14 protein-coding genes are annotated in these 22,524 nt (G+C 69.8%); 9 read left to right on the forward strand and 5 right to left on the reverse strand.

Annotated elements, in window-relative coordinates:
- Window positions 1-46 precede the first annotated feature (46 nt).
- Window positions 47-1,498 carry an APC family permease gene (locus ACFY6U_RS13850; RefSeq protein ID WP_390037852.1) on the forward strand — a complete coding sequence of 484 codons (1,452 nt, stop codon included), beginning with the start codon at window positions 47-49 and terminating at the stop codon, window positions 1,496-1,498.
- Between the two features lie 30 nt (window positions 1,499-1,528).
- Window positions 1,529-3,109 carry an amidohydrolase gene (locus ACFY6U_RS13855; RefSeq protein ID WP_390037854.1) on the forward strand — a complete coding sequence of 527 codons (1,581 nt, stop codon included), beginning with the start codon at window positions 1,529-1,531 and terminating at the stop codon, window positions 3,107-3,109.
- A gap of 122 nt (window positions 3,110-3,231) precedes the next feature.
- Here ACFY6U_RS13855 and ACFY6U_RS13860 read toward each other — a convergent pair whose 3' ends face one another.
- Together ACFY6U_RS13860 and ACFY6U_RS13865 are read right to left on the reverse strand one after the other, a co-directional pair.
- Entirely contained in the window at window positions 3,232-4,089 is an 858-nt protein-coding gene (locus tag ACFY6U_RS13860; protein ID WP_390037856.1) for a phosphatase PAP2 family protein, read from the reverse strand.
- An 82-nt stretch (window positions 4,090-4,171) separates the two neighbouring features.
- Entirely contained in the window at window positions 4,172-5,194 is a 1,023-nt protein-coding gene (locus ACFY6U_RS13865; RefSeq protein ID WP_351491514.1) for a LacI family DNA-binding transcriptional regulator, read from the reverse strand.
- Between the two features lie 383 nt (window positions 5,195-5,577).
- On the opposite strand from ACFY6U_RS13865, the gene ACFY6U_RS13870 reads away from it, so the two are divergent.
- The 5 genes from ACFY6U_RS13870 to ACFY6U_RS13890 all read left to right on the forward strand — a co-directional run bounded on the left by ACFY6U_RS13870 (window position 5,578) and on the right by ACFY6U_RS13890 (window position 12,354).
- On the forward strand, window positions 5,578-6,852 hold the full coding sequence (locus ACFY6U_RS13870) for an extracellular solute-binding protein (protein WP_390037859.1): 1,275 nt from the start codon (window positions 5,578-5,580) through the stop codon (window positions 6,850-6,852).
- A 103-nt stretch (window positions 6,853-6,955) separates the two neighbouring features.
- Window positions 6,956-7,960: a sugar ABC transporter permease gene (locus ACFY6U_RS13875; protein WP_351491508.1), complete on the forward strand. Its 1,005-nt coding sequence runs from the start codon at window positions 6,956-6,958 to the stop codon at window positions 7,958-7,960.
- 13 nt (window positions 7,961-7,973) lie between these two features.
- Window positions 7,974-8,885 (forward strand): sugar ABC transporter permease, encoded by a 912-nt coding sequence (locus tag ACFY6U_RS13880; RefSeq protein WP_390037861.1) that lies wholly within the window; start codon window positions 7,974-7,976, stop codon window positions 8,883-8,885.
- Window positions 8,886-9,155: 270 nt separating this feature from the next.
- Complete coding sequence (locus ACFY6U_RS13885; RefSeq protein ID WP_390038635.1) at window positions 9,156-10,820, forward strand: glycoside hydrolase family 13 protein; 1,665 nt, start codon at window positions 9,156-9,158, stop codon at window positions 10,818-10,820.
- Between the two features lie 160 nt (window positions 10,821-10,980).
- A complete protein-coding gene (locus tag ACFY6U_RS13890; protein WP_390037863.1) occupies window positions 10,981-12,354 on the forward strand; it encodes an alpha-amylase family protein in 1,374 nt (457 codons plus the stop codon).
- Here ACFY6U_RS13890 and ACFY6U_RS13895 read toward each other — a convergent pair.
- Window positions 12,330-13,196: a helix-turn-helix transcriptional regulator gene (locus tag ACFY6U_RS13895; RefSeq protein WP_390037865.1), complete on the reverse strand. Its 867-nt coding sequence runs from the start codon at window positions 13,194-13,196 to the stop codon at window positions 12,330-12,332. The genes ACFY6U_RS13890 and ACFY6U_RS13895 overlap by 25 nt on opposite strands.
- A gap of 86 nt (window positions 13,197-13,282) precedes the next feature.
- Between ACFY6U_RS13895 and ACFY6U_RS13900 the strand changes: the two genes are divergently transcribed.
- Window positions 13,283-14,062 carry an SDR family NAD(P)-dependent oxidoreductase gene (locus ACFY6U_RS13900; RefSeq protein ID WP_390037867.1) on the forward strand — a complete coding sequence of 260 codons (780 nt, stop codon included), beginning with the start codon at window positions 13,283-13,285 and terminating at the stop codon, window positions 14,060-14,062.
- A 25-nt stretch (window positions 14,063-14,087) separates the two neighbouring features.
- Here ACFY6U_RS13900 and ACFY6U_RS13905 read toward each other — a convergent pair whose 3' ends face one another.
- Both ACFY6U_RS13905 and ACFY6U_RS13910 read right to left on the reverse strand, forming a co-directional pair.
- Window positions 14,088-14,678 (reverse strand): DUF4232 domain-containing protein, encoded by a 591-nt coding sequence (locus tag ACFY6U_RS13905; protein ID WP_390037869.1) that lies wholly within the window; start codon window positions 14,676-14,678, stop codon window positions 14,088-14,090.
- Window positions 14,679-14,830: 152 nt separating this feature from the next.
- On the reverse strand, window positions 14,831-16,897 hold the full coding sequence (locus ACFY6U_RS13910; RefSeq protein WP_390037871.1) for a carbohydrate-binding module family 20 domain-containing protein: 2,067 nt from the start codon (window positions 16,895-16,897) through the stop codon (window positions 14,831-14,833).
- A gap of 189 nt (window positions 16,898-17,086) precedes the next feature.
- Here ACFY6U_RS13910 and pulA point away from each other — a divergent pair, with 189 nt between their 5' ends.
- A complete protein-coding gene (gene pulA, locus ACFY6U_RS13915) occupies window positions 17,087-22,459 on the forward strand; it encodes a pullulanase-type alpha-1,6-glucosidase (protein WP_390037873.1) in 5,373 nt (1,790 codons plus the stop codon).
- The last annotated feature ends 65 nt before the right edge of the window (window positions 22,460-22,524 follow it).

A 22,524-nucleotide genomic window follows, 5' to 3' on the forward strand; every position in this document is an offset into this window, starting at 1 on the left:
ACGCCCGGAACCCTCCCGTCCGTCGCGCTCGAAGGGCTCCCTCCCCATGTCCGTCACCGCTCGCGAGGAGAGCACGCCACCCGCCGTGGCCACGCTCCGCTCCGGCTCGCTCGGCACCGCCGACATCGCCTTCTTCGTCATCTCCGCCGCCGCCCCGCTCACCGTGATGGCCGGCGTCGCCCCCCTCGCCGTCCTGCTCGGCGGCATCGGCGCCCCGGCCGGCTACCTCATCGCCGGCATCACCCTCGCCGTCTTCGCCGTCGGCTTCACCACCATGAGCCGGCACGTCAGGAGCGGCGGCGCCTTCTACGCGTACATCACCCGCGGCCTCGGCCGCCCCGTCGGCATCGGCGCGGCGCTGCTCGCCCTCGTCGGCTACAACGGCATGGAGATCGGCGTCTACGGCCTGCTCGGCAGCGCAGGGCGGGACACCGCCGAAGCCCTGTTCGGCCTCGACGTCCCCTGGCTGCCGATCGCCCTCGCCGGTCTCCTCCTCATCGGCTACGGCGGCTACCGCTCCATCGAGTTCGGCGCCAAACTGCTCGGCGTGCTGCTGGTCGCCGAGACCGGCATCCTCGTCCTGCTCGCCGGCGGGGTACTGGTGAAGGGCGGCGCGCACGGCCTGTCGGCCGCCTCCTTCGCCCCGCACCACGTGTTCGTCTCCGGTACGGCCGTCGTCCTGGCCTTCGCCTTCGCCGCCTTCACCGGCTTCGAGTCGACCGTCATCTACCGCCGCGAGGCCCGCGACCCCGACCGCACCGTCCCGCGCGCCACCTACGTGGCCGTCGCGTTCCTCGGCCTCTTCTACGCCTTCATGGTGTGGATCATCATCCAGGCCTTCGGGAACCAGGACGTCATCGCGGCCGCCGCCAAGGACCCCGGCGGGCTCTTCTTCACCGCCATCACCACCTACGTGGGCGGCTGGGCGGCCGACCTGATGCACGTCTTCATCGTGACCAGCATCATCGCCTCGCTCCTCGCCTTCCACAACGCGATCAACCGCTACGCCCTCGCCCTCGCCGAGGAGGGCGTGCTGCCCAGGGCACTGGGCACGATCCACCCGCGCCACCGCTCCCCGTACCTGGCCGGTGCCGCCCAGACCGTCCTCGGCTTCCTGGTCGTGCTCGGCTTCTGGGCGGCGGGCGCCGACCCGTACGACCAGCTGCTGCTGTGGGTCAACACCCCGGGAATGATCGGCCTGTTCGCGCTCCAGCTGCTCGCCGCCATCGCGGTGCCCTGCTACTTCCGCCGGGTACGGCACGAGGAGGGCACTCTGCGCACCGTGGTCGCCCCGACCGTCGCCGCCGTCCTCCTCGCCACCGCGATAGGGCTCGTCATCACGCACATCGACCTGTTCACCGGCGCGTCGAGCACGGTCAACACCCTGCTGATCGTCATCGCGCCCGCCGTCTTCGTCGCAGGCCTGGGCCTCGCGTGGTGGCTGCGCCGTGAACGGCCCGAGGTGTACGCGGACTTCGCGTCCGAACCGACCGAATAGCCCTGCCGAACAAAGGAGTTCCACCGCACCATGACCGCCACCGCCGCCCCCGACCTGATCCTGACCGGCACCGAGGTCCGCACCCTCGACCCCGCCCGGCCGTACGCCACCGCCGTCGCCGTGCGCGACGGGGTGATCGCCGCCGTCGGCGACGAGCGGGACGTACGCGACTGGCGGGGGCCGGGCACCGAGGTCGTGGCGCTGGGCGGCGCGCACCTGGTGCCCGGCCTGGTGGACGCGCACAGCCACCCGGTGTGGGGCCTGGACATGGCGGCCGGCGCCGACCTGTCGGGCGTCCGCGACCTGGCGGGTCTGCGGGCGGCCCTGTCCGGGGCCGAACGGACCGGCGGCTGGGTGGTCGGCTTCGGCCTCGACCACAACGCGTTCGAGGGACGGCCCGTCGACCGCGCGCTCGTCGAGGACGTACTCGGCGGCGCGCCCGCCTTCCTCCGGCTCTACGACGGCCACTCCGCCCTGGCCAGCGGCGCGGCGCTCGCTGCGGCCGGGGTCACGGGCGCGCGGGCCTTCGCCCAGCGGTCGGAGGTCGTCTGCGACCCCGAGGGCCGTCCCACCGGGCATCTCGTCGAGCACGCGGCGATGCAGCTGGTCGAGCGGGCGATGCCCCGCCCCTCGTACGCGGCCCGCCGAGCCCGCCTCGTCGAGCTGCTCGCCGCGATGGCGGCCACCGGGCTGACCGGGGCGCACGTCATGGACGCGGGCGACGCGGAGCTGGTCGGGGCGGTGGCCGAGGAGACCGTGCTCCCGCTGCGGCTCCGCTTCGCCCCCTGGTGCATGCCGGGGGTCGACGAGGCCGGGCTGGCGGAACTGGTCGCGGCCCAGGGGCGGGGCGGGCGGCACTGGACGGTCGACGGGGTGAAGTTCTTCATGGACGGCACGGTGGAAGGGGGCACCGCCTGGCTGGAGCACGCGGACTGCCACGGGCAGGGCACGGAGGCGTTCTGGCCGGACCCCGAGGCGTACGCGGCCGCCGTACGGCACCTGCACGCGGCCGGGGTGCGCACGGCCACGCACGCGATCGGGGACGCGGCGGTACGGCATGTCCTGGACGTGGTGGCGGGGCTGGGCCCCGGCGCGGCCGGCCGGCATCGCGTCGAGCACATCGAGACGGCTCCGGACGCGCTGCTCCCTCGCTTCGCGGAGCTGGGGGTGGCTGCGTCCATGCAGCCGCCGCACACGGCGTACACCCGGGCCGACGGCACCGACGAGTGGTCGCGCCGGCTGGGTGCCGACCGCGCCGGACACGCCTGGCGCCTGCGCGACCTCCGCGACGCGGGCGCGACGGTCGCCCTCGGCTCGGACTGGCCCATCGCCCACTACGACGTACGCGCCGTCCTGGCGACGGCCCGCGCACCACGCGGCGCCGCGTCGGGCCCGGGCCTGACCGCCCTGGAGGCCCTGGAGGGCTGCACGAGCCACGCGGCCCGGGCAGCGGGCGAGGCGGCCGTCGCAGGCCGCATCGCGCTCGGCTGCCGCGCCGACCTGACGGCGCTCGCCCTGGACCCCGTCGAGTCCCCGTCGGACGAACTGACAGAGGCACCGGTACGGCTGACGGTGACCGGCGGCCATGTGGTCCACCGGGGAGAGCGGTAGGCGTCCGGGTGGGCTGAGCGGGGCCCGGCACCGCCGGTCACCGCCGTCCTGGTCGGGCGCCGTCGCGGCGGACGAAAGGGGTGCGGACCCAAGCCGGTCCCGGTCGCCCGCAGGGCGCCGGCTCAGCCGCTCGCAGGGCTGCGCAGCAGAGTCGTTCCCGTCGGCTGTCGGGGCAGGGCGTGCGGCAGGGTGCCGTACCAGAGGCGGGCCACCGCGAAGCCGAAGGTCAGGCAGAGGGCGCCGCCCACCGCGTCCAGCCAGAAGTGGTTCGCGGTGGCGACGATCACGAGGAGGGTGGCCGTGGGGTAGAGGAGGCCGAGGAGCCGGACCCAGGGGACCGAGGCCAGGGCGAAGATCGTCAGGCCGCACCACAGCGACCAGCCGATGTGCATGGACGGCATCGCGGCGTACTGGTTGGACATGTGTTTCAGGTCGCCGGAGGCCATCGAGCCCCAGGTGTGGTGGACCGTCACCGTGTCGACGAAGCGGCCGCCGCTCATCAGGCGGGGCGGGGCGAGCGGGAACAGGTAGTAGCCGAGGAGGGCCACCCCGGTGGTGGCGAAGAGGGCCAGGCGGGCCGCCGCGTAGCGGCCGGGGTGGCTGCGGTAGAGCCACACCAGTACGCCCAGCGTCACGACGAAGTGCAGCGTCGCGTAGTAGTAGTTCATGCCGATGATCAGCCAGTCCACCGAGTTCACGGCGCGATTGACCGACTCCTCGACGGCGATCCCCAGGTGTCGCTCGGCCGTCCAGATCCAGTCGGCGTTGCGCAGCGCCTGCGCCTTCTGCTCCGGGACCGCGTTGCGGATCAGCGAGTAGGTCCAGTAACTCACCGCGATCAGCAGGACCTCGAACCAGAGCCGGGGCCGGCGCGGGGTGCGCAACCGCCGTAGGAGTCCCTGTTCTCCCTCGCCCGTGACGGTCCGCGGAAGGGTCTGTGGTGCGCGACCTTCCGGCTCTGTCACGGTCGAGTCACTCATAGGCACAGAGTCTGCCAGAAAAGACGTTGTCGACAGATCATCCCAAGGTTGGGTTCACGGTGCACGTTCTACGGCAGGGCGACTACTTCCCGGGTACTGCCGCCGTGGAACCGCGTACCACCAATTCCGGCATGAAAACGAACTCGCTGTGCGGAGCCGGGGTGCCGCCGATCTCCTCCAGCAGGGTGCGCACCGCCGCCTGGCCCATCGCCGGGACCGGCTTGCGGATGGTGGTGAGAGGGGGATCGGTGAACGCGATGAGGGGGGAGTCGTCGAAGCCGACCACGGAGACGTCCCGGGGGACGTCGAGCCCGCGCTGCCGTGCCGCCCGTATCGCGCCGAGCGCCATCATGTCGCTGGCGCACACGATCGCCGTGCAGCCCCGGTCGATGAGCGCCGTGGTGGCCGCCTGGCCGCCCTCCAGGGTGTAGAGCGAGTGCTGGACCAGCTCGGACTCGATCGTGGCCGCCGGCAGGCCCAGCTGGTCCTGCACCGCCCGCACGAACCCCTCGATCTTGCGCTGCACGGGGACGAACCGCTTCGGGCCGAGGGCGAGGCCGACGCGGGTGTGGCCGAGGGAGACGAGGTGGGTGACGGCCAGGGTCATCGCGGCCCGGTCGTCGGGGGAGATGAACGGCGCCTGCACCTTCGGCGAGAAACCGTCCACCAGGACGTACGGCACGCCCTGCGCCCGCAGCCGCTCGTAGCGCTGCATGTCGGCCGTCGTGTCGGCGTGGAGCCCGGAGACGTAGATGATGCCCGCGACCCCGCGGTCCACCAGCATCTCGGTCAGCTCGTCCTCCGTGGACCCGCCCGGGGTCTGGGTGGCGAGCACGGGGGTGTAGCCCTGCCGGGTCAGCGCCTGCCCGATGACCTGCGCCAGGGCCGGGAATATCGGGTTCTCCAGCTCGGGCGTGATCAGGCCCACCAGGCCCTCGCTGCGCTGCCGCAGCCGTACCGGACGCTCGTAGCCGAGGACGTCCAGGGCGGCGAGCACGGACTGGCGGGTGGTGGCGGCGACGCCCGGCTTCCCGTTCAGGACCCGGCTCACCGTCGCCTCGCTCACCCCCGCCTGCGCTGCGATGTCGGCAAGCCGTGTGGTCACGGCACTGGACTGTACCGGCCGTATGTCCCCTTGCACACCGATCGGGCGCCTGATGCGGCCTGGGGGGCGGCCCGCGGTGGGCTGCTGCGTCATCGCACTCCCTACTGAAACATGATGGCAAGAGCTTGCAGAGTCTTGCACAAGTGGCCGCCCCGGCGCTCTACCGCCGTAAACAAGCGTCTCACGGCGGTCGCCGAGAGGTCACGCCCGGATAACTTCGGAGATCTCTTGCACATTTTTGCTGCAAGGTCTTTCGCAAGGCTTACATCGCTGTTACGTTCCCTGACGCCCGGCCGCCGCAGCAACGGCGCAGTCGGCACGACAGCGGGACGGCGGACGGGACCGCCCCCGCATCACTCGGGCTTAACCCTCAAGGAGAACTCATGCGGCGTGGCATAGCGGCCTCCGCGCTGGTGGCGTCCCTCGCCCTCACGGCGACGGCGTGCGGCGGGAGCGACAGCGACAGCAAGTCGGACGGCCCGGTCACCATCACCTGGTGGGACACCTCCAACGCCACCAACGAGTCGCCGACGTACAAGGCCTTGGTCAAGGAGTTCGAAGCCGCGAACAAGGACATCAAGGTCAACTACGTCGACGTCCAGTTCGACCAGGCGCAGAACAAGTTCGACACGGCCGCCCAGTCCGGCAAGGGCGCCCCCGACGTGCTGCGCTCCGAGGTCGGCTGGACCCCCGCCTTCGCCAAGGCCGGCTACTTCGTGCCGCTGGACGGCACCGCCGCCCTCGCCGACAAGGACAAGTTCCAGTCCAGCCTGATCACCCAGGCCCAGTACGAGGGCAAGACCTACGGCGTCCCGCTGGTCACCGACACCCTCGCCCTCGTGTACAACAAGGCGCTCTTCAAGAAGGCCGGCATCACCGCCGCCCCCACCAGCTGGGACGAGGTCAAGGCCGACGCCGCCAAGATCCAGGCCAAGACCGGGACCACCGGTTACTGGGGCCCCGAGGCCGCGTACTACACGCAGCCCTTCCTCTACGGCGAGGGCACCGACATGGTCGACGCCTCCGCCAAGAAGATCACCATCACCTCGGCGGCGGCCAAGAAGGGCTACCAGACCTGGCTGGACCTCTACTCCGGCAAGGGCCTGCACAAGGCGGACGTCACCGCCGATGCCTACGCCCACCGACAGGACGCCTTCGTCAACGGCAAGGTCGCCATGACCATCGAGGGCCCCTGGGAGATCACCAACTTCTACAAGGGCTCCGCGTTCAGCGACAAGTCCAACCTCGGCATCGCCACCGTCCCGGCCGGCTCCACCGGCAAGGCGGGCGCCCCGACCGGCGGCCACAACCTGTCGGTCTACGCCGGCTCGGACAAGGCCCACCAGGCCGCGGCCGAGAAGTTCGTCGCCTTCATGACCTCCGCGAAGACCCAGACGGAGATCGCCCTGAAGAACTCCACCCTGCCGACCCGCTCCGACGCCTACACCGCCCAGGTCAAGGCCGACCCGGGCATCGCCGGCTACCAGGCCGTCCTCTCCTCCGCCCAGCCGCGCCCGGCGCTCGCCGAGTACTCCTCCCTGTGGGGCCCGGTCGGCACCGAGCTGACCAAGGTCGCCGGCGGCAAGGAGTCCCTGGACAAGGGCCTGAGCACCGCCGAACTCGGGATCGAGAAGCTCGTCCCCGACTTCAGCAAGTAAGCGCCGGCCGGCCGCCGGAGCGCCCCCGTTCAGGGGGGAGTGCTCCGGCGGCCACCGGCCTGTGCCCAGCCCGATCCCGGAAGAACCAGAAGGTGTCGAACCCATGACAGTCGCCATCGACCGCGCGACCGGCCAGCGTCACGGTGACCGCGCGCCCCGCCCCGGGCTGGGCCAGCGGCTGAAGAACAACTACCAGAAGTACTGGTACGCCTACGCGATGATCGCCCCCGTGGCCGTCGTCCTCGGGGCGCTCGTCATCTACCCGTTGGTGTACGGCTTCTACCTGACGTTGACCGACGCCAACAGCCTCAACACCGCCCGCACCATCGGCGTCAACCACATCGACGCCACCTACAAGTTCATCGGCCTGGACAACTACAAGGACATCCTGTTCGGGCCGACGTCCTACGACCGCTTCTGGTCCCACTTCCTCTGGACGATCGTCTGGACCGCGCTCTGCGTCACCCTGCACTACACGATCGGCCTCGGCCTCGCCCTGCTGCTCAACGAGAAGTTCCGCGGCCGCACCTTCTACCGCATGGTCCTGGTGCTGCCCTGGGCGGTGCCGACCTTCGTCACCGTCTTCGGCTGGCGGTTCATGCTCGCCGACGGCGGCATCGTCAACAGCGCCCTGCACTTCCTCCATCTGCCGCAACCCGCCTGGCTGGAGGACACGTTCTGGCAGCGGGCCGCGGCGATCCTCGTCAACACCTGGTGCGGTGTGCCGTTCATGATGCTCTCGCTGCTCGGCGGCCTCCAGGCCATCGACGGCACGCTCTACGAGGCCGCCGAGATGGACGGCGCGAGCGCCTGGCAGCGCTTCCGGTACGTCACCCTGCCGGGCCTGAGGTCCGTCAGCTCCACCGTCGTACTCCTCGGCATCATCTGGACGTTCAACCAGTTCGCCGTCATCTTCCTGCTCTTCGGCGACACCGCCCCCGACGCGCAGATCCTGGTCACCTGGGCCTACTACCTCGGCTTCGGACAGCAGCCGCGTGACTTCGCCCAGTCCGCCGCCTACGGCATGCTGCTGCTGGCCATCCTGATCGTCTTCACCTCCTTCTACCGCCGCTGGCTCAACCGCAACGACCAGCAGCTCGCGATCTGAGGCAGGAGTTCCCATGAGTACGACCACTGTCCAGACCTCCGCCCAGGTCGCCGAGGAGGCCCCCGTGACCAGCAGCCCGCGCCGCGTCCGCGGCCGGGGCGAGCGCTCCCCGCTCGCCACCGCCGTCACCCACGGCATCCTGGGTGTCGCGAGCATCGTCGCGTTCTTCCCGGTCGGCTGGCTGATCTTCCTCTCCCTCGGCCCGGACAAGGACGACTACCTGCACCCCGGCGGCATCTGGCACAAGATGACGCTGGACAACTACTCGTTCGTCCTGCAGCACACCGGGTTCTGGGACTGGTTCAAGACGACGATGATCGTCGTCGGCGGTACCACGGTCATCGGCCTGATCCTCGCCGCCACCACCGGCTACGCGGTCTCCCGCATGCGCTTCCCCGGCTACCGCAAGTTCATGTGGCTGCTGCTGGTGACCCAGATGTTCCCGATCGCCGTGCTGATCGTGCCGATGTACCAGATCATGTCGCGGCTCGGCCTCATCGACAGCTACCTCGGCCTGATCCTCGTCTACTGCACCACCGTCGTGCCGTACACGGCGTGGCTGCTCAAGGGCTACTTCGACACGATCCCCTTCGAGATCGACGAGGCGGGCCGCGTCGACGGGCTCTCGCCGTTCGGCACGTTCGGCCGGCTGATCCTGCCCCTCGCCAAGCCCGGCCTCGCGGTCGCCGCGTTCTACAACTTCCTCACCGCCTTCGGCGAGGTCGCGTTCGCGTCGACGTTCATGCTCAGCGACGACAAGTACACGTTCGCGGTGGGGCTGCAGAGCTTCATCAGTGAGCACGACGCGCAGCGGAACCTGATGACGGCGACGGCGGTGCTGATCGCGATACCGGTGGCCGTGTTCTTCTACCTCGTGCAGAAGAACCTGGTGACCGGCCTTACAGCTGGCGGAACCAAGGGGTGACCGCTGGCTGAGCCGCGAGGGCCGGCCGTCGTTCGGCTGCGGCGCCGTTGTGGCTGGTCGCGCAGTTCCTCCCCCAGCCTTCGGCCGGGGGTACCCTCAGCGCCCCTTTCGGGGCGCTGCACCACCGCCCCTTTCAAGGGCGCCCCGACTCCCGTGCGCCCGAACGCGCGGGTTGGCGGCCGTGGTCTCCATCCGACCCCGCTGTGACCACGGCCGCCTCTACACCCCACCTCTGACCCGATGACCGTGTTACGACGCATCAAGGACGCCATGAGCCAGCAGCACTCCGCCGCCGACCCGGCCCCGACTACCGCCACCATCGCCCGTCGCCGCGACTGGTGGCGGGACGCGGTGATCTACCAGGTCTATCCGCGCAGCTTCGCCGACAGCAACGGCGACGGGATGGGGGACCTGGAAGGCGTGCGTTCCAGACTCCCGTACCTGCGCGACCTCGGTGTCGACGCCGTGTGGCTCAGCCCGTTCTACGCCTCCCCGCAGGCCGACGCCGGCTACGACGTCGCCGACTACCGGGCCGTGGACCCCATGTTCGGCAACCTGCTGGACGCGGACGCGCTGATCCGGGACGCCCATGGACTGGGTCTGCGGATCATCGTCGACCTGGTGCCCAACCACTCCTCGGACCAGCACGAGTGGTTCAAGCGGGCGCTGGCGGAGGGCCCCGGTTCGCCGTCGCGCGACCGCTACCACTTCCGGCCGGGCAAGGGCGAGAACGGCGAACTCCCGCCCAACGACTGGGAGTCCATCTTCGGCGGTCCGGCCTGGACCCGGGTGGCCGACGGGGAGTGGTACCTCCACCTCTTCGCCCCGGAGCAGCCCGACTTCAACTGGGAACACCCCGCCGTCGGCGACGAGTTCCGCTCCATCCTGCGGTTCTGGCTGGACATGGGCGTGGACGGCTTCCGTATCGACGTCGCCCACGGCCTGGTGAAGGCGGAGGGGCTGCCGGACATCGGCGGTGCCGACCAACTCAAGCTGCTGGGCAACGATGTCATGCCGTTCTTCGACCAGGACGGTGTGCACGAGGTCTACCGGCAGTGGCGGCACGTCTTGGACGAGTATGCCGGTGAGCGCATCTTCGTCGCCGAGGCCTGGACGCCGACCGTCGAGCGCACCGCGAACTACGTCCGCCCGGACGAGCTCCACCAGGCGTTCAACTTCCAGTACCTGAGCACGGAGTGGGACGCCGCCGAACTCCGCAAGGTCATCGACCGCACCCTGGAGGCGATGCGCCCGGTCGGCGCCCCCGCCACCTGGGTGCTCTCCAACCACGACGTCACCCGGCACGCCACCCGCTTCGCCAACCCGCCCGGCCTCGGCACCCAGATCCGCACGGCCGGCGACCGGGAACTGGGTCTGCGCAGGGCGCGGGCGGCCACCCTCCTCATGCTCGCGCTGCCCGGCTCGGCCTACGTCTACCAGGGCGAGGAGCTCGGCCTCCCGGACGTCGTGGACCTGCCCGACGAGGTCCGCCAGGACCCCGCGTACTTCCGGGGTGAGGGTCAGGACGGCTTCCGGGACGGCTGCCGGGTGCCGATCCCGTGGGAGCGGGAGGGCTCGTCGTACGGCTTCGGGTCCGGGGGCAGCTGGCTGCCGCAGCCCGCGAACTGGGGCGAGCTGAGCGTGGCGGCGCAGACCGGGGTGGCCGGTTCCACCCTGGAGCTGTACCGCAGCGCGCTGCGCGCCCGGCGTGAGCAGGCCGACCTCGGCGCGGGCGACGCGGTGGAGTGGCTGCGCGCCCCGGAGGGCGTACTCGCCTTCCGGCGCGGGGAGTTCGTGTGCGTCGCGAACACGAGCGGGGAGTCGGTGACGACTCCGGCGTACGGCAGGGTGCTGCTCGCCAGCGGTGAACTGACCGAGGCGGACGGCGAGGCGAAGCTGCCGGCCGACACCACCGTGTGGTGGACCAACGCCTGACCACCGCTTGACCGGCACCTGACGGGGCGTCACTCGGTAACTTCTTGCAGCAACTTCACAGGGCCCGCTACCCATTCGGGGAGCGGGCCCTTAGCATCTGCGCAACCGCAAGGTTTCAGCAAGGTTTCTGCAAGAGCCTTCAATGGTGAAGGAACCCCACATGGCACGTAAGACCCTCTCCGCCGCTCTGGCGCTGGCCGCCTGCAGCGTTGTCATGACCCCGTCCGTCGCGTCGGCCTCCCCGCCCGGCACCAAGGACGTCACCGCCGTCCTCTTCGAGTGGAACTACGGCTCGGTCGCCAAGGAGTGCACCAACACCCTCGGCCCCGCCGGCTACGGATACGTCCAGGTCTCCCCGCCCGCCGAGCACATACAGGGCTCGCAGTGGTGGACGTCGTACCAACCGGTGTCGTACAAGATCGCGGGCAGACTCGGCGACCGCACCTCCTTCCAGAACATGGTGAACACCTGCCACGCGGCCGGTGTGAAGGTGGTCGTCGACACCGTCGTCAACCACATGTCCGCGGGCAGCGGCACCGGCACCGGCGGCTCGTCGTACACGAAGTACAACTACCCCGGTCTGTACTCCTCCTACGACTTCGACGACTGCACCTCCCTCGTCTCGAACTACGCCGACCGCTGGAACGTCCAGCACTGCGAACTCGTCGGCCTCGCCGACCTGGACACCGGCGAGGAGTACGTCCGCAAGACCATCGCCGGCTACATGAACGACCTGCTGAGCCTCGGCGTCGACGGCTTCCGCATCGACGCGGCCAAGCACATCCCGGCCGAGGACCTCGCCGACATCAAGACCCGGCTGACCAACCCCTCCGTGTACTGGAAGCAGGAGGTCATCTACGGCGCGGGCGAGGCCGTCCAGCCGACCGAGTACACCGGCAACGGGGACGTCCAGGAGTTCCGCTACGCCTACGACCTCAAGCGCGTCTTCAACAACGAGAACCTCGCCTACCTGAAGAACTACGGCGAGGGCTGGGGGTACATGAGCAGCTCGGTCGCCGGCGTCTTCGTCGACAACCACGACACCGAGCGCAACGGCTCCACGCTGAACTACAAGGACGGCGCCAACTACACCCTGGCCAACGTCTTCATGCTCGCCTACCCCTACGGTGCCCCGGACATCAACTCCGGCTACGAATGGTCGGACACCGACGCCGGACCGCCCAACAACGGTGTCGTGAACGCCTGCTGGCAGGACGGCTGGAAGTGCCAGCACGCCTGGCCGGAGATCATCCGCATGGTCGCCTTCCGCAACGCGGTGCGCGGCGAGGCGGTCACGAACTGGTGGGACGACGGCGCCGACGCCATCGCCTTCGGGCGGGGCGCGAAGGGATACGTCGCCATCAACCACGAGACGAGCTCCCTGACCCTGACCTACCAGACGTCGCTGCCGGCCGGGACGTACTGCAACGTGCAGAACAACACGAGCGTGACGGTGAACGGCTCCGGCCAGTTCACCGCCACCCTCGGCAGCAACACGGCTCTCGCGATCTACGCCGGGAAGTCCACCTGCTGAGGATCCATCCGCTGCGTCCCGATCACCGACAGCAGCCGCAGCGCCTCCTCGGACCGTGACCCCGGGGTGGCGGTGTAGATCACGACCTGCTGGTCCCGGTCGGTGATGTCCAGGGCGTCGCAGTTGACGGTGATCGGGCCCACCACCGGGTGCCGGAAGGTCTTGACCAGGGTGGGCTCGGCGGACACGTCGTGCGACTCCCACAGCCGCCCGAACTCCTCGCTCCCGGCGAGGAGTTCGGCCACCAGGCCGGTCACCTCGGGTGAGTCGGGGTACCGGCCGGCCGCGGCCCGCAGGCGCTGCGCAGACAGCCGGGCGAAGGCGTCCACGTCCGGCACCCCGTACAGCCTGCTGCCCGCCGGGCGTGGGGTGAGGAACGTGCGGCGCATCAGGTTGCGGTCGCGCGGGGGCAGCGCGGAGAAATCCTCCATGAGGGCGGCCGCCAGATCGTTCCAGGCCAGCACCTCGAAGGTCGCCGAGGTCACGAACGCGGCGGCCTGCGGCAGCCTGCGCAACAGGTCCAGGAGGCTCTGCCGGACCTCGCGCGAGGGCCCGGGCGGCGGCCCCGGCGGCGCCCCGGCGAGATGGTGGAGATGCCCGCGCTCGGCGTCGGACAGCCGCAGCGCCCGCGCCAGCCCGCTCAGCACCTCACGCGACGGGCGCGGCCCCCGCGCCTGCTCGAGTCGCGTGTAGTACTCCGTGGAGATGAACGCCAGCTGCGCCACCTCCTCGCGCCGCAGCCCGGGCGTCCGGCGGCGCGGGCCGCGCGGCAGCCCCACCTCGGCGGGGGAGATCCGCTCACGTCGGCTGCGCAGGAAAGCCGCGAGTTCTTGCCTGTCCACGCGTCCAGTGTTCCCCGTCCGGCCGACCCCATCCAGGTACCGCCGGTGCCTGGCTGGGCCCCGCGCCCGGATGCAGGCTCGACGCCATGGACAACACAGTGAACACCGGCCTTCTGGCTGGCAAGGTCGCCTTCATCAGCGGAGCCGGGCGGGGGATCGGCGCGGCGGCGGCCCGGCTCTTCGCCCGCGAGGGCGCCCGGGTCATGCTGGCGGCCCGCACGGAGGACCAGCTCAAGACGGTGGCCGAGGAGATCCGCGCGGCCGGCGGCACCGCCGACCACGTGGTCTGCGACCTGGCCGACGCGGCGAGCGTCCGCGCCGCCGTCGACCGTACCGTGGAGGTCTACGGCCGCCTCGACCTCGCCTTCAACAACGGCGCGATCGGCCAGCACCACCCCGGCCCCGTGGACGAACTCCCGGAGGCCGAGTTCGACCACCTCACCGCCGTCAACCTCAAGGGCGTCTGGCTGGCCATGACCGCCGAGGTCGCCGCCATCCGCGCCACCGCGGGCACCGGCGCCATCGTCAACAACTCCTCCGTCGGCAGCCTGCGCGCCAACCCCGTCCTGCCGGTCTACGGCGCCCTGAAGCGCGCCGTCAACAGCCTCACCGAGTCGGCCGCCGTCACATACGGCCCCGAGGGCATCCGCGTCAACGCCGTCGCCCCCGGCGGCACGCTCACCGAGATGATCCGCGACTGGGAGGCGGCCACCCCCGGCGTCATCGACCACATAAAGTCCGTGTCGCCCCTGCGCCGCATGGCCGCCCCCGAGGAAATCGCCGAGGCCGCCGCGTGGCTCCTGAGCGACCGGGCCTCCTTCGTGTCAGGCGCGATTCTGCAGGTGGACGGCGGGGCCGGGGCGTAGGCGCCGCCGTCCATGGCGCGGGACGTCAGTCCGTAACGTCGATGTGGCCGGCCAGCGCGGTGACCGAGAGGTCACCGTGGTCGACCCACTGGTGGAACGCCAGCGTCTTGTGCTTGGTCGAGGCGGGCGGGGTGATCTCCAGGTAGGAGGCGTGCACCGCGCCCGAGGTGCCGGTGTTGGCGTGGGTCCAGGCGACGACGGCCTCGGCGCTCTGGCCGTCCTTGAGGACCAGGGTCTTCTTGCCCGGGTCCTTGGCGTACCAGGTGTTGCCCCAGTGCGTGTGGGTCGTGATCGCCTTGTGCGCGGAGTTCTCCAGGCCCAGGCCCGGGTAGCCGCGCAGCGCACAGGTCTTCCCGCTGAGGTTGCGCAGCCTGATGACGACGCCCTCGTGGTTCATGCCACCGGCGAGCTGCCGGCCGAAGGTGGCCTTGAGCGCGGCGGCGGAGCAGGTGGGCGTGGCCTTGGCGGTGCTCGGGCCCGCGGCCTCGGCGGTACCGGCCCAGGCGAGCCCCAGGCCGGCGACGGCCGCGGCGGCGAGCACCGTACGGCCGAGCCTGCGGCCGGTGCGGTGCCGGGTGGTGGTGGACAGGTCGGTGGTCTTCCGGTGTGCGTTCACGGTGACAGTGCTCCACTCGCGCTCCGAGGCGCGGGCCGCGTCGTGCGGCCCGCGCCGGCTTCGTGTGCCGTACACAAAGTCAGATGCGCGACACTCCGGATTTGTTCACGAGACGCGACAGGAAACTTTCGTATCTGCCCGCGACCGCCCGGCTACTTCCAGGTGTCGCTCGTCGTGTAGCCGGACGAGGTGCCCGTCGTGTACGACCGGTTCGTGCCCGACTCCCACGTCACCGTCCCGGAGCTATCCTTTTTGATGAATTTATAGGTGAACGTCGTGCTCTTCGGGACGATCACCAGCTTGCTCCACGTCGGGTACGACTCCGACGACAGCGGGATCGCGTCGCTGGTGTTCCAGGAGCCCAGGGAGGTGAGGGAGCCGACGACGTAGACGTTGGTGCCGTAGTCGGTGGTGGCGTACTCGTTGAAGGTGACGTCGGTGGCGTCGGTGTTCGCCACGTTCCAGGAGTTGTTGAGGGAGAGCGCCGACGTGGTGGTCGTGGCCGACCTGTTGGCGTTGGACTCCCAGGTCACATTGCCCGAACTGTCCTTTTTTATGTATTTGTACGTGAAGGACGTGTTGATCGGCACGCTCACCGCGCCCGACCAGATCGGATATCCGGAGGACGAGAGCTGGATGGCCTTCGAGGTGTCCCAGCCGCCCAGGGCGTCGACGGAGCCGACCACGTAGACGTTGGTGCCGGTCGTGGTGGGGGCGTACTCGTTGAAGGTCGCGGTCACCGTGGAGGTGGAGCCGCCGCCGCTGTCGTCGCAGCCGACCGTGCAGGTGTAGGAGGAGTTGTAGAAGGCGACGGCGTCCTTCGCGGGGATCGTGATGCTCGCGTTGCCGCCGGAGACGGTGACCGTGGAGGTGCCGCCGTCGATGACGTCGGAGTACGTGCCGTCGGCCATGCCCGTCGCGAAGGTGTAGGTGGCCGACGACGAGCCGTTGTTGACGGCGAAGAAGCCGGCGCCGCTGCGGCCGAAGCCGATGACGTTCGACGACATGGTCTGCCAGTTGGAGACGGCCGCGCCGCCGGCCGCGTTGTGCCAGGCGACCATGCCGACGACGGCGGTGTCGCGGTCGAGGCAGTTCCAGCCGTTGGAGCAGTCCGTGTCGGTGACGAAGCCCGCGGAGTTCGGCGGGGCCTGGTCGCTCTGGGTCCACTGCCAGCTGGAGTAGATGGTCGGCGTGGACCACTTGTAGGCGAGCTCGAAGAGGTTGGCGAGCTTGTAGCTGTCGCCGTCCTTGTAGCTCATGTGCAGGCCGTTGCGCTCGGTGTCGTGGTTGGTCACGAAGGACACCGAGTTGGCGGCGGGCAGGATGCCGCTGCTGGAGAGGGAGGAGAGGTTGCTGACGCTGCCCTCGAACGCCGACTTCATCTGACTGGCGTAGGTGAAGTCCAGGACGTCACCGGAGCCGTAGTAGTCGCTCGGCTGCGGGGTCGAGCCCGGGTAGACCTCGTCGAAGACGTACGGCGCCGCTCCGGACGTCGTGGTGTTCAGCTTGGCGACGATGGCCGCCATGTCGGTGGCCGGGATGTGCTTGGCCGAGTCGACGCGGAAGCCGTCGACGCCCAGGGCGATCTGCTTGTTGAGGAAGGCCGCGAGGCCCGAACGGACGTTGTCGGCGCTGGTCTTGAGGTCGGGCAGGCCCAGCAGTTCGCAGTTCTGGACCTGGGTGAGGTTGGAGTAGTCCTGGATGGTCAGGTCGGAGGTGGGGCAGTCGGCGGAGGTGTGGTAGTCGCTCGGGTCCCAGTCCGGGGTGTCGTACTTGTTGGTGATCGTGGTGCCGTCGTAGCCGGTGCCGGTCTGGGCGGCGGTGTGGTTGATCACCGCGTCGGTGTAGACCTTCACGCCCGCGGTGTGGCAGGCGGTGACCATCGCGGCGAACTGCGTGGCCGTGCCGAAGCGGCTGTTCAGGGTGTACGAGTAGGGCTGGTAGACGTCCCACCAGTAGTAGCTGGACTGCTTGAGGGACTCGGAGGGCGGGGCGACCTGCACCGCGCCGTACCCGGCCGGTCCGAGCACGTTCGTGCACTCGGACGCGATCGAGTTCCAGTTCCATTCCCAGAGGTTGGCGATCACGTCGCCCTTCGCGGTGGTGTCCGCCTGCGCGGCGGTGGCCGGCAGGGCGACGACGCCCGCGAGTGCCAGGGCGCCCGCGGCGATCGCGACGGCCGTGCGTCTGAAGACACCCGGGGGTCGGTGTCCGGTCATGTGCGGCTCCGAAACAAGAGGGACAGGCTTCAACAACCCTGGAGCGTGGGCCAGTTGAGACAGCGCGTCAATACGCCTCGTGAAAGTCCTTGCTGTGAGTTTCAAGCCTCTTGCTGTAAACCTTTCGTTAGCGATACGGTCGCGCCGGGTCGGACCCAAGAGAGCCGCTATCGCTAGGAGTTCATACCGGTGATACATGTCAGACGGGTCGCGGCCGTCGCCGTCGCCGCCCTCGCCGCCGCGCTCGTGCAGCCGGTCGCCGCACACGCCGCAGCCCCGCCCGCCCCGCCCTCCGACGCGAAGCTCGCCGCCGAGCCCGCCCGGCACGACGACACCCGCGAGCAGTTCTACTTCGTCATGCCGGACCGTTTCGCCAACGGGGACAAGAGCAATGACAAGGGCGGCCTGACCGGCTCCCGGCTCTCCACCGGCTACGACCCCACCGACAAGGGCTTCTACCAGGGCGGCGACCTCAAGGGCCTGACCCGGCGGCTGGACTACATCAAGGGGCTCGGCACCACCGCCATCTGGATGGCCCCGATCTTCAGGAACAAGCCCGTGCAGGGGACCGGGAGCAACGCCTCGGCTGGCTACCACGGCTACTGGATCACCGACTTCACCCAGGTCGACCCGCACTTCGGGACCAACAAGGACCTGGAGACCCTCATCTCCAAGGCGCACGCCAAGGGCATGAAGGTCTTCTTCGACGTCATCACCAACCACACCGCCGACGTCGTCGACTACGAGCAGAAGTCGTACGACTACCTCTCCAAGGGCGCCTTCCCCTACCTGACCAAGGACGGGCAGCCCTTCGACGACGCGGACTACGCGGACGGCAAGAAGAAGTTCCCGGCCGTCTCCACCGCCTCCTTCCCGCGCACGCCGACCGTGACGAGCGACAGCAAGGTGCCGTCGTGGCTCAACGACCCGACGATGTACCACAACCGGGGCGACTCGACGTTCGCCGGCGAGTCCGCGACCTATGGCGACTTCTCCGGCCTGGACGACCTGTGGACCGAGCGGCCCGAGGTCGTCAGCGGGATGGAGAAGATCTACGAGCGGTGGGTGAAGGACTTCGCCATCGACGGCTTCCGGATCGACACCGTCAAGAACGTCAACATGGAGTTCTGGACCCAGTGGGCGACCGCGCTGGACGAGTACGCGGCGCAGCACGGCCGTAAGAACTTCTTCATGTTCGGCGAGACGTACTCCGCGGACACGTCCGTCACCTCGCCGTACGTCACCCAGGGCCGCCTCGACGCGACCCTCGACTTCCCCTTCCAGGACGCGGCCCGCTCCTACGCCTCCCAGGGCGGCAGCGCACAGAAGCTGGCGAGCGTCTTCGGCGACGACTACAAGTACACGACCGACAAGGCGAACGCCTACGAAGAGGTCACCTTCCTCGGCAACCACGACATGGGCCGGATCGGGTACTTCCTGGAGCAGGACAACCCGAAGGCCACGGACGCGCAGCTGCTCGCCAAGGACAAGCTCGCCAACGAGGTGATGTTCCTCAGCCGGGGCAACCCGGTCGTCTACTACGGCGACGAGCAGGGCTTCACCGGTTCCGGCGGCGACAAGGACGCCCGGCAGACGATGTTCGCGTCGAAGGTCGCCGACTACCTGGACGACGACGAGATCGGCACCGACCGGACGGCCGCCAGCGACTCCTACGACACGAGTGCACCGCTCTACCAGCAGATCAGCGCTCTCGGCAAGCTCCGCAAGGACAACCCGGCCCTCGCCGACGGCGTGCAGACCGAGCGCTACGCCGCCGACGGCGCCGGGGTCTACGCGTTCACCCGGACGGACGCGAAGACCGGCCAGGAGTACGTGGTCGCCTTCAACAACGCGGACACGGCCAGGACGGCGACCTTCGCCACCGGCTCCGCCGGCATGCGCTACCGCGCCGTCTACGGCACGGACGGCACCGTGACGTCCGGTACGGACAACGGCGTCACCGTCACCGTCCCTGCCCAGTCCGCCGTCGTCTACAGGGCGGCCGGCCCCCTCGCCAAGCCCGCCACCACCCCGACGATCACCCTCCAGGCCCCGGCCGCCGGCGCCACCGGCACCGTCGACCTCACCGCGGACGTCACCGGCGGACAACTCGACCGCGTCGTCTTCGCCGCCCAGGTCGGCAACGGCAAGTGGACCACCCTCGGCTCCGCCGACCACGCCCCCTGCAAGGTCACCCAGACCCTCGCCGAGGACGTCCCGGCCGGCACCGCCCTGCGCTACAAGGCGGTCGTCGTCGACTCGGCGGGGCGTACCGCCAGCGCCCTGGCCGCGAGCACCAGCGGTACCCCGCCCGCCGCCGAGACGCCCACCGCCTCCTCCCGCGACTACGCGGTCGTCCACTACAAGCGCACCGACGGCGACTACGACAACTGGGGCCTGTACGCCTGGGGCGACCTCGCCGACGGCGAGGCGACCACCTGGCCCGCCGGCCACCCCTTCACCGGCCGCGACGCGTACGGCGCCTTCGCCTACGTCAAGCTGAAGCCCGGCGCCACGAACGTCGGCTTCCTCGTCGTCGACAAGAACGGCGACAAGGACGTCTCCGCCGACCGCTCCATCGACGTCACCAAGACGGGCGAGGTCTGGATCGAGCAGGGGAAGACGGACGTCCTCACGACGAGGCCCTCCGACGCGTACCCCGCGCAGGACACCACCAAGGCGGTCATCCACTACCACCGCGCCGACGGGGACTACGACGGCTGGGGCCTGCACGTCTGGACGGGCGCCGCGAACCCCACCGACTGGTCGGCTCCCCTCAAGCCGGTGAAGACCGACGCCTATGGCGCGGTCTTCGAGGTACCGCTCGCCGAGGGTGCCACCAGCCTCAGCTACATCATCCACAAGGGCGACGAGAAGGATCTCTCCGCCGACCAGTCCCTCGACCTCAAGGCCAACGGCTACGAGGTGTGGCTGTTGAACAGCCAGGAGAAGTACCTGCTCCCGCAGCCCGCCGGCAGCGCGGCCGCGCTCGACCTGTCCACCTCCAAGGCGGTCTGGATCGACCGGGACACGGTCGCCTGGGACGGCGCCGACGGCGCGGCCTCCACCCAGCTGGTCTACTCCCACGACGGTTCGATCGCCGTCAAGGACGGGACCCTGACCAGCGACGACGAGCGGTGGCTGCGGCTGACGAAGACCACCCTCACCGACGCCCAGAAGGCGAAGTTCCCGTACCTGAAGGACTACACGGCCTGGTCGGTCGACCCGCGCGACCGGGACCGGGTGCGCGCGGCGCTCGGCGGACAACTCGTCGCCTCCCAGCGTGCCGCCAACGGGGCCGTGCTGGCCGCGACCGGCGTGCAGATCGCCGGTGTGCTCGACGACGTGTACGCCAAGGCGACGACGGCGGACCTCGGCCCGGTCTTCCACCACGGGAAGCCCACGCTCTCCGTCTGGGCGCCGACCGCGCAGTCCGTCGCCCTCGAACTCGACGGCTCCCTGAAGGCGATGCACCGCGACCCTGCCACCGGCGTCTGGTCCGTCACCGGCCCCACGTCCTGGAAGAACAAGCCCTACCGGTACGTCGTGAAGGTCTGGGCGCCCAGCGTCCGGAAGGTCGTCACCAACAAGGTCACCGACCCCTACTCGGTGGCCCTCACCGCCGACTCCGCGCGCAGCCTCGTCGTCGACCTGAACGACAAGTCCCTCGCCCCCGGCGGCTGGTCGACGTACACCAAGCCCAAGGCCGTCCCGATGAAGGACGCCCAGATCCAGGAGCTGCACGTCCGGGACTTCTCGGCGGCGGACTCCACGGTCCCGGCCGCGGAGAGGGGCACGTACCTCGCCTTCACCGACAAGAACAGCGACGGCTCCAAGCACCTCAAGGCGCTCGCGAAGTCCGGGACTTCGTACGTGCACCTGCTCCCGGCCTTCGACTTCGCGACCGTGCCCGAGAAGAAGGCCGACCAGGCGAGCCCCGACTGCGATCTCGCCTCCTACCCGGCCGACTCGGAGAAGCAGCAGGCGTGCGTCTCCGCGGTGGCCGCGAAGGACGCCTACAACTGGGGTTACGACCCGTACCACTTCACGGTCCCCGAGGGCTCGTACGCCACCGACCCGGACGGCACCGCGCGTACCGTCCAGTTCCGGAAGATGGTCAAGTCGCTCAACGACGACGGGCTGCGGGTCGTCATGGACGTCGTCTACAACCACACGGCGGCCAGCGGAGAGGCGGACACCAGCGTCCTCGACCAGATCGTGCCCGGCTACTACCAGCGGCTGCTCGCCGACGGCAGCGTGGCCAACAGCACCTGCTGCGCCAACACCGCGCCCGAGAACGCCATGATGGGCAAGCTGGTGGTGGACTCGATCGTCACCTGGGCCAAGGAGTACAAGGTCGACGGGTTCCGCTTCGACCTGATGGGCCACCACCCGAAGGCCAACATCCTGGCCGTCCGCAAGGCGCTCGACGCGCTGACCCTGAAGAAGGACGGCGTCGACGGCAAGAAGATCATCCTGTACGGGGAGGGCTGGAACTTCGGCGAGGTCGCGAACGACGCCCGGTTCGTGCAGGCCACGCAGCAGAACATGGCAGGCACCGGCATCGCGACCTTCTCCGACCGTGCCCGGGACGCCGTACGCGGCGGCAGCCCCTTCGACGACGACCCCGGCATCCAGGGCTTCGCGTCCGGCCTCTACACCGACCCCAACTCCTCGACGGCCAACGGCACCGAGGCCGAGCAGAAGGCCCGGCTGCTGCACTACCAGGACCTGATCAAGGTCGGGCTGGCCGGCAACCTCGCCAAGTACCGGTTCACCGACACCGACGGCAAGGAGGTCACCGGCGCCGAGATCGACTACAACGGCTCGCCCGCCGGATACGCCGACGCGCCCGGCGACTCCCTCGCCTATGTCGACGCGCACGACAACGAGTCGCTGTTCGACGCGCTGACGTACAAACTGCCGGCCGGCACCTCCGCGTCCGACCGGGCCCGGATGCAGGTCCTCGCGATGGCCACGGCCGCCCTCTCGCAGGGGCCTTCGCTCTCCCAGGCCGGCACCGACCTGCTGCGCTCCAAGTCCCTGGACCGCAACTCCTTCGACAGCGGCGACTGGTTCAACGCCATCCACTGGAACTGCGCCGACGGCAACGGCTTCGGCCGCGGGCTGCCGACGGCCGCCGACAACCAGTCCAAGTGGTCCTACGCCAAGCCGCTGCTGACCTCGGTGAAGGTCGGGTGCGCGCAGATCGACGGGGCCTCGGCCGCCTACCGGGACCTGCTGAAGATCCGTACGACCGACAGGGCGTTCTCCCTCGGCACGGCCGCGCAGGTGCAGTCCAAGCTCTCCTTCCCGCTGTCCGGGAAGGACGAGACGCCCGGCGTGATCACCATGGAACTCGGTGACCTCGTCGTCGTGTTCAACGCGAGCCCCGGCCAGCAGGAGCAGCGGGTGGGCACCCTGGCCGGAACCGGCTACCGGCTGCACCCGGTGCAGGCGTCGGGCGCGGACTCCGTCGTCAAGTCGGCATCGTACGAGCGGGAAACGGGTACGTTCGTGGTTCCGGGGCGCACGGTGGCGGTGTTCTCCCGGACGAGGTGACCGTGGCCTTACGTCGGTGGGGCAGGCCCGGCATCGGGAACTGCTCCACCGGCGTTGTCCAGGGG

It is taken from the genome of Streptomyces sp. NPDC013157 (assembly GCF_042899865.1).
In the GTDB taxonomy this organism is placed as follows: Bacteria; Actinomycetota; Actinomycetes; order Streptomycetales; family Streptomycetaceae; genus Streptomyces.

Bases quoted from the DNA above. Each gene is read 5' to 3' on its own strand.
- ACFY6U_RS13880 (WP_390037861.1), top strand. From the start codon at position 7,974: ATGAGTACGACCACTGTCCAGACCTCCGCCCAGGTCGCCGAGGAGGCC.
- ACFY6U_RS13850 (WP_390037852.1), top strand. From the start codon at position 47: ATGTCCGTCACCGCTCGCGAGGAGAGCACGCCACCCGCCGTGGCCACG.
- ACFY6U_RS13890 (WP_390037863.1), top strand. From the start codon at position 10,981: ATGGCACGTAAGACCCTCTCCGCCGCTCTGGCGCTGGCCGCCTGCAGC.
- ACFY6U_RS13900 (WP_390037867.1), top strand. From the start codon at position 13,283: ATGGACAACACAGTGAACACCGGCCTTCTGGCTGGCAAGGTCGCCTTC.
- ACFY6U_RS13875 (WP_351491508.1), top strand. From the start codon at position 6,956: ATGACAGTCGCCATCGACCGCGCGACCGGCCAGCGTCACGGTGACCGC.
- ACFY6U_RS13870 (WP_390037859.1), top strand. From the start codon at position 5,578: ATGCGGCGTGGCATAGCGGCCTCCGCGCTGGTGGCGTCCCTCGCCCTC.
- ACFY6U_RS13855 (WP_390037854.1), top strand. From the start codon at position 1,529: ATGACCGCCACCGCCGCCCCCGACCTGATCCTGACCGGCACCGAGGTC.
- ACFY6U_RS13860 (WP_390037856.1), bottom strand. From the start codon at position 4,089: ATGAGTGACTCGACCGTGACAGAGCCGGAAGGTCGCGCACCACAGACC.
- ACFY6U_RS13885 (WP_390038635.1), top strand. From the start codon at position 9,156: ATGAGCCAGCAGCACTCCGCCGCCGACCCGGCCCCGACTACCGCCACC.
- ACFY6U_RS13910 (WP_390037871.1), bottom strand. From the start codon at position 16,897: ATGACCGGACACCGACCCCCGGGTGTCTTCAGACGCACGGCCGTCGCG.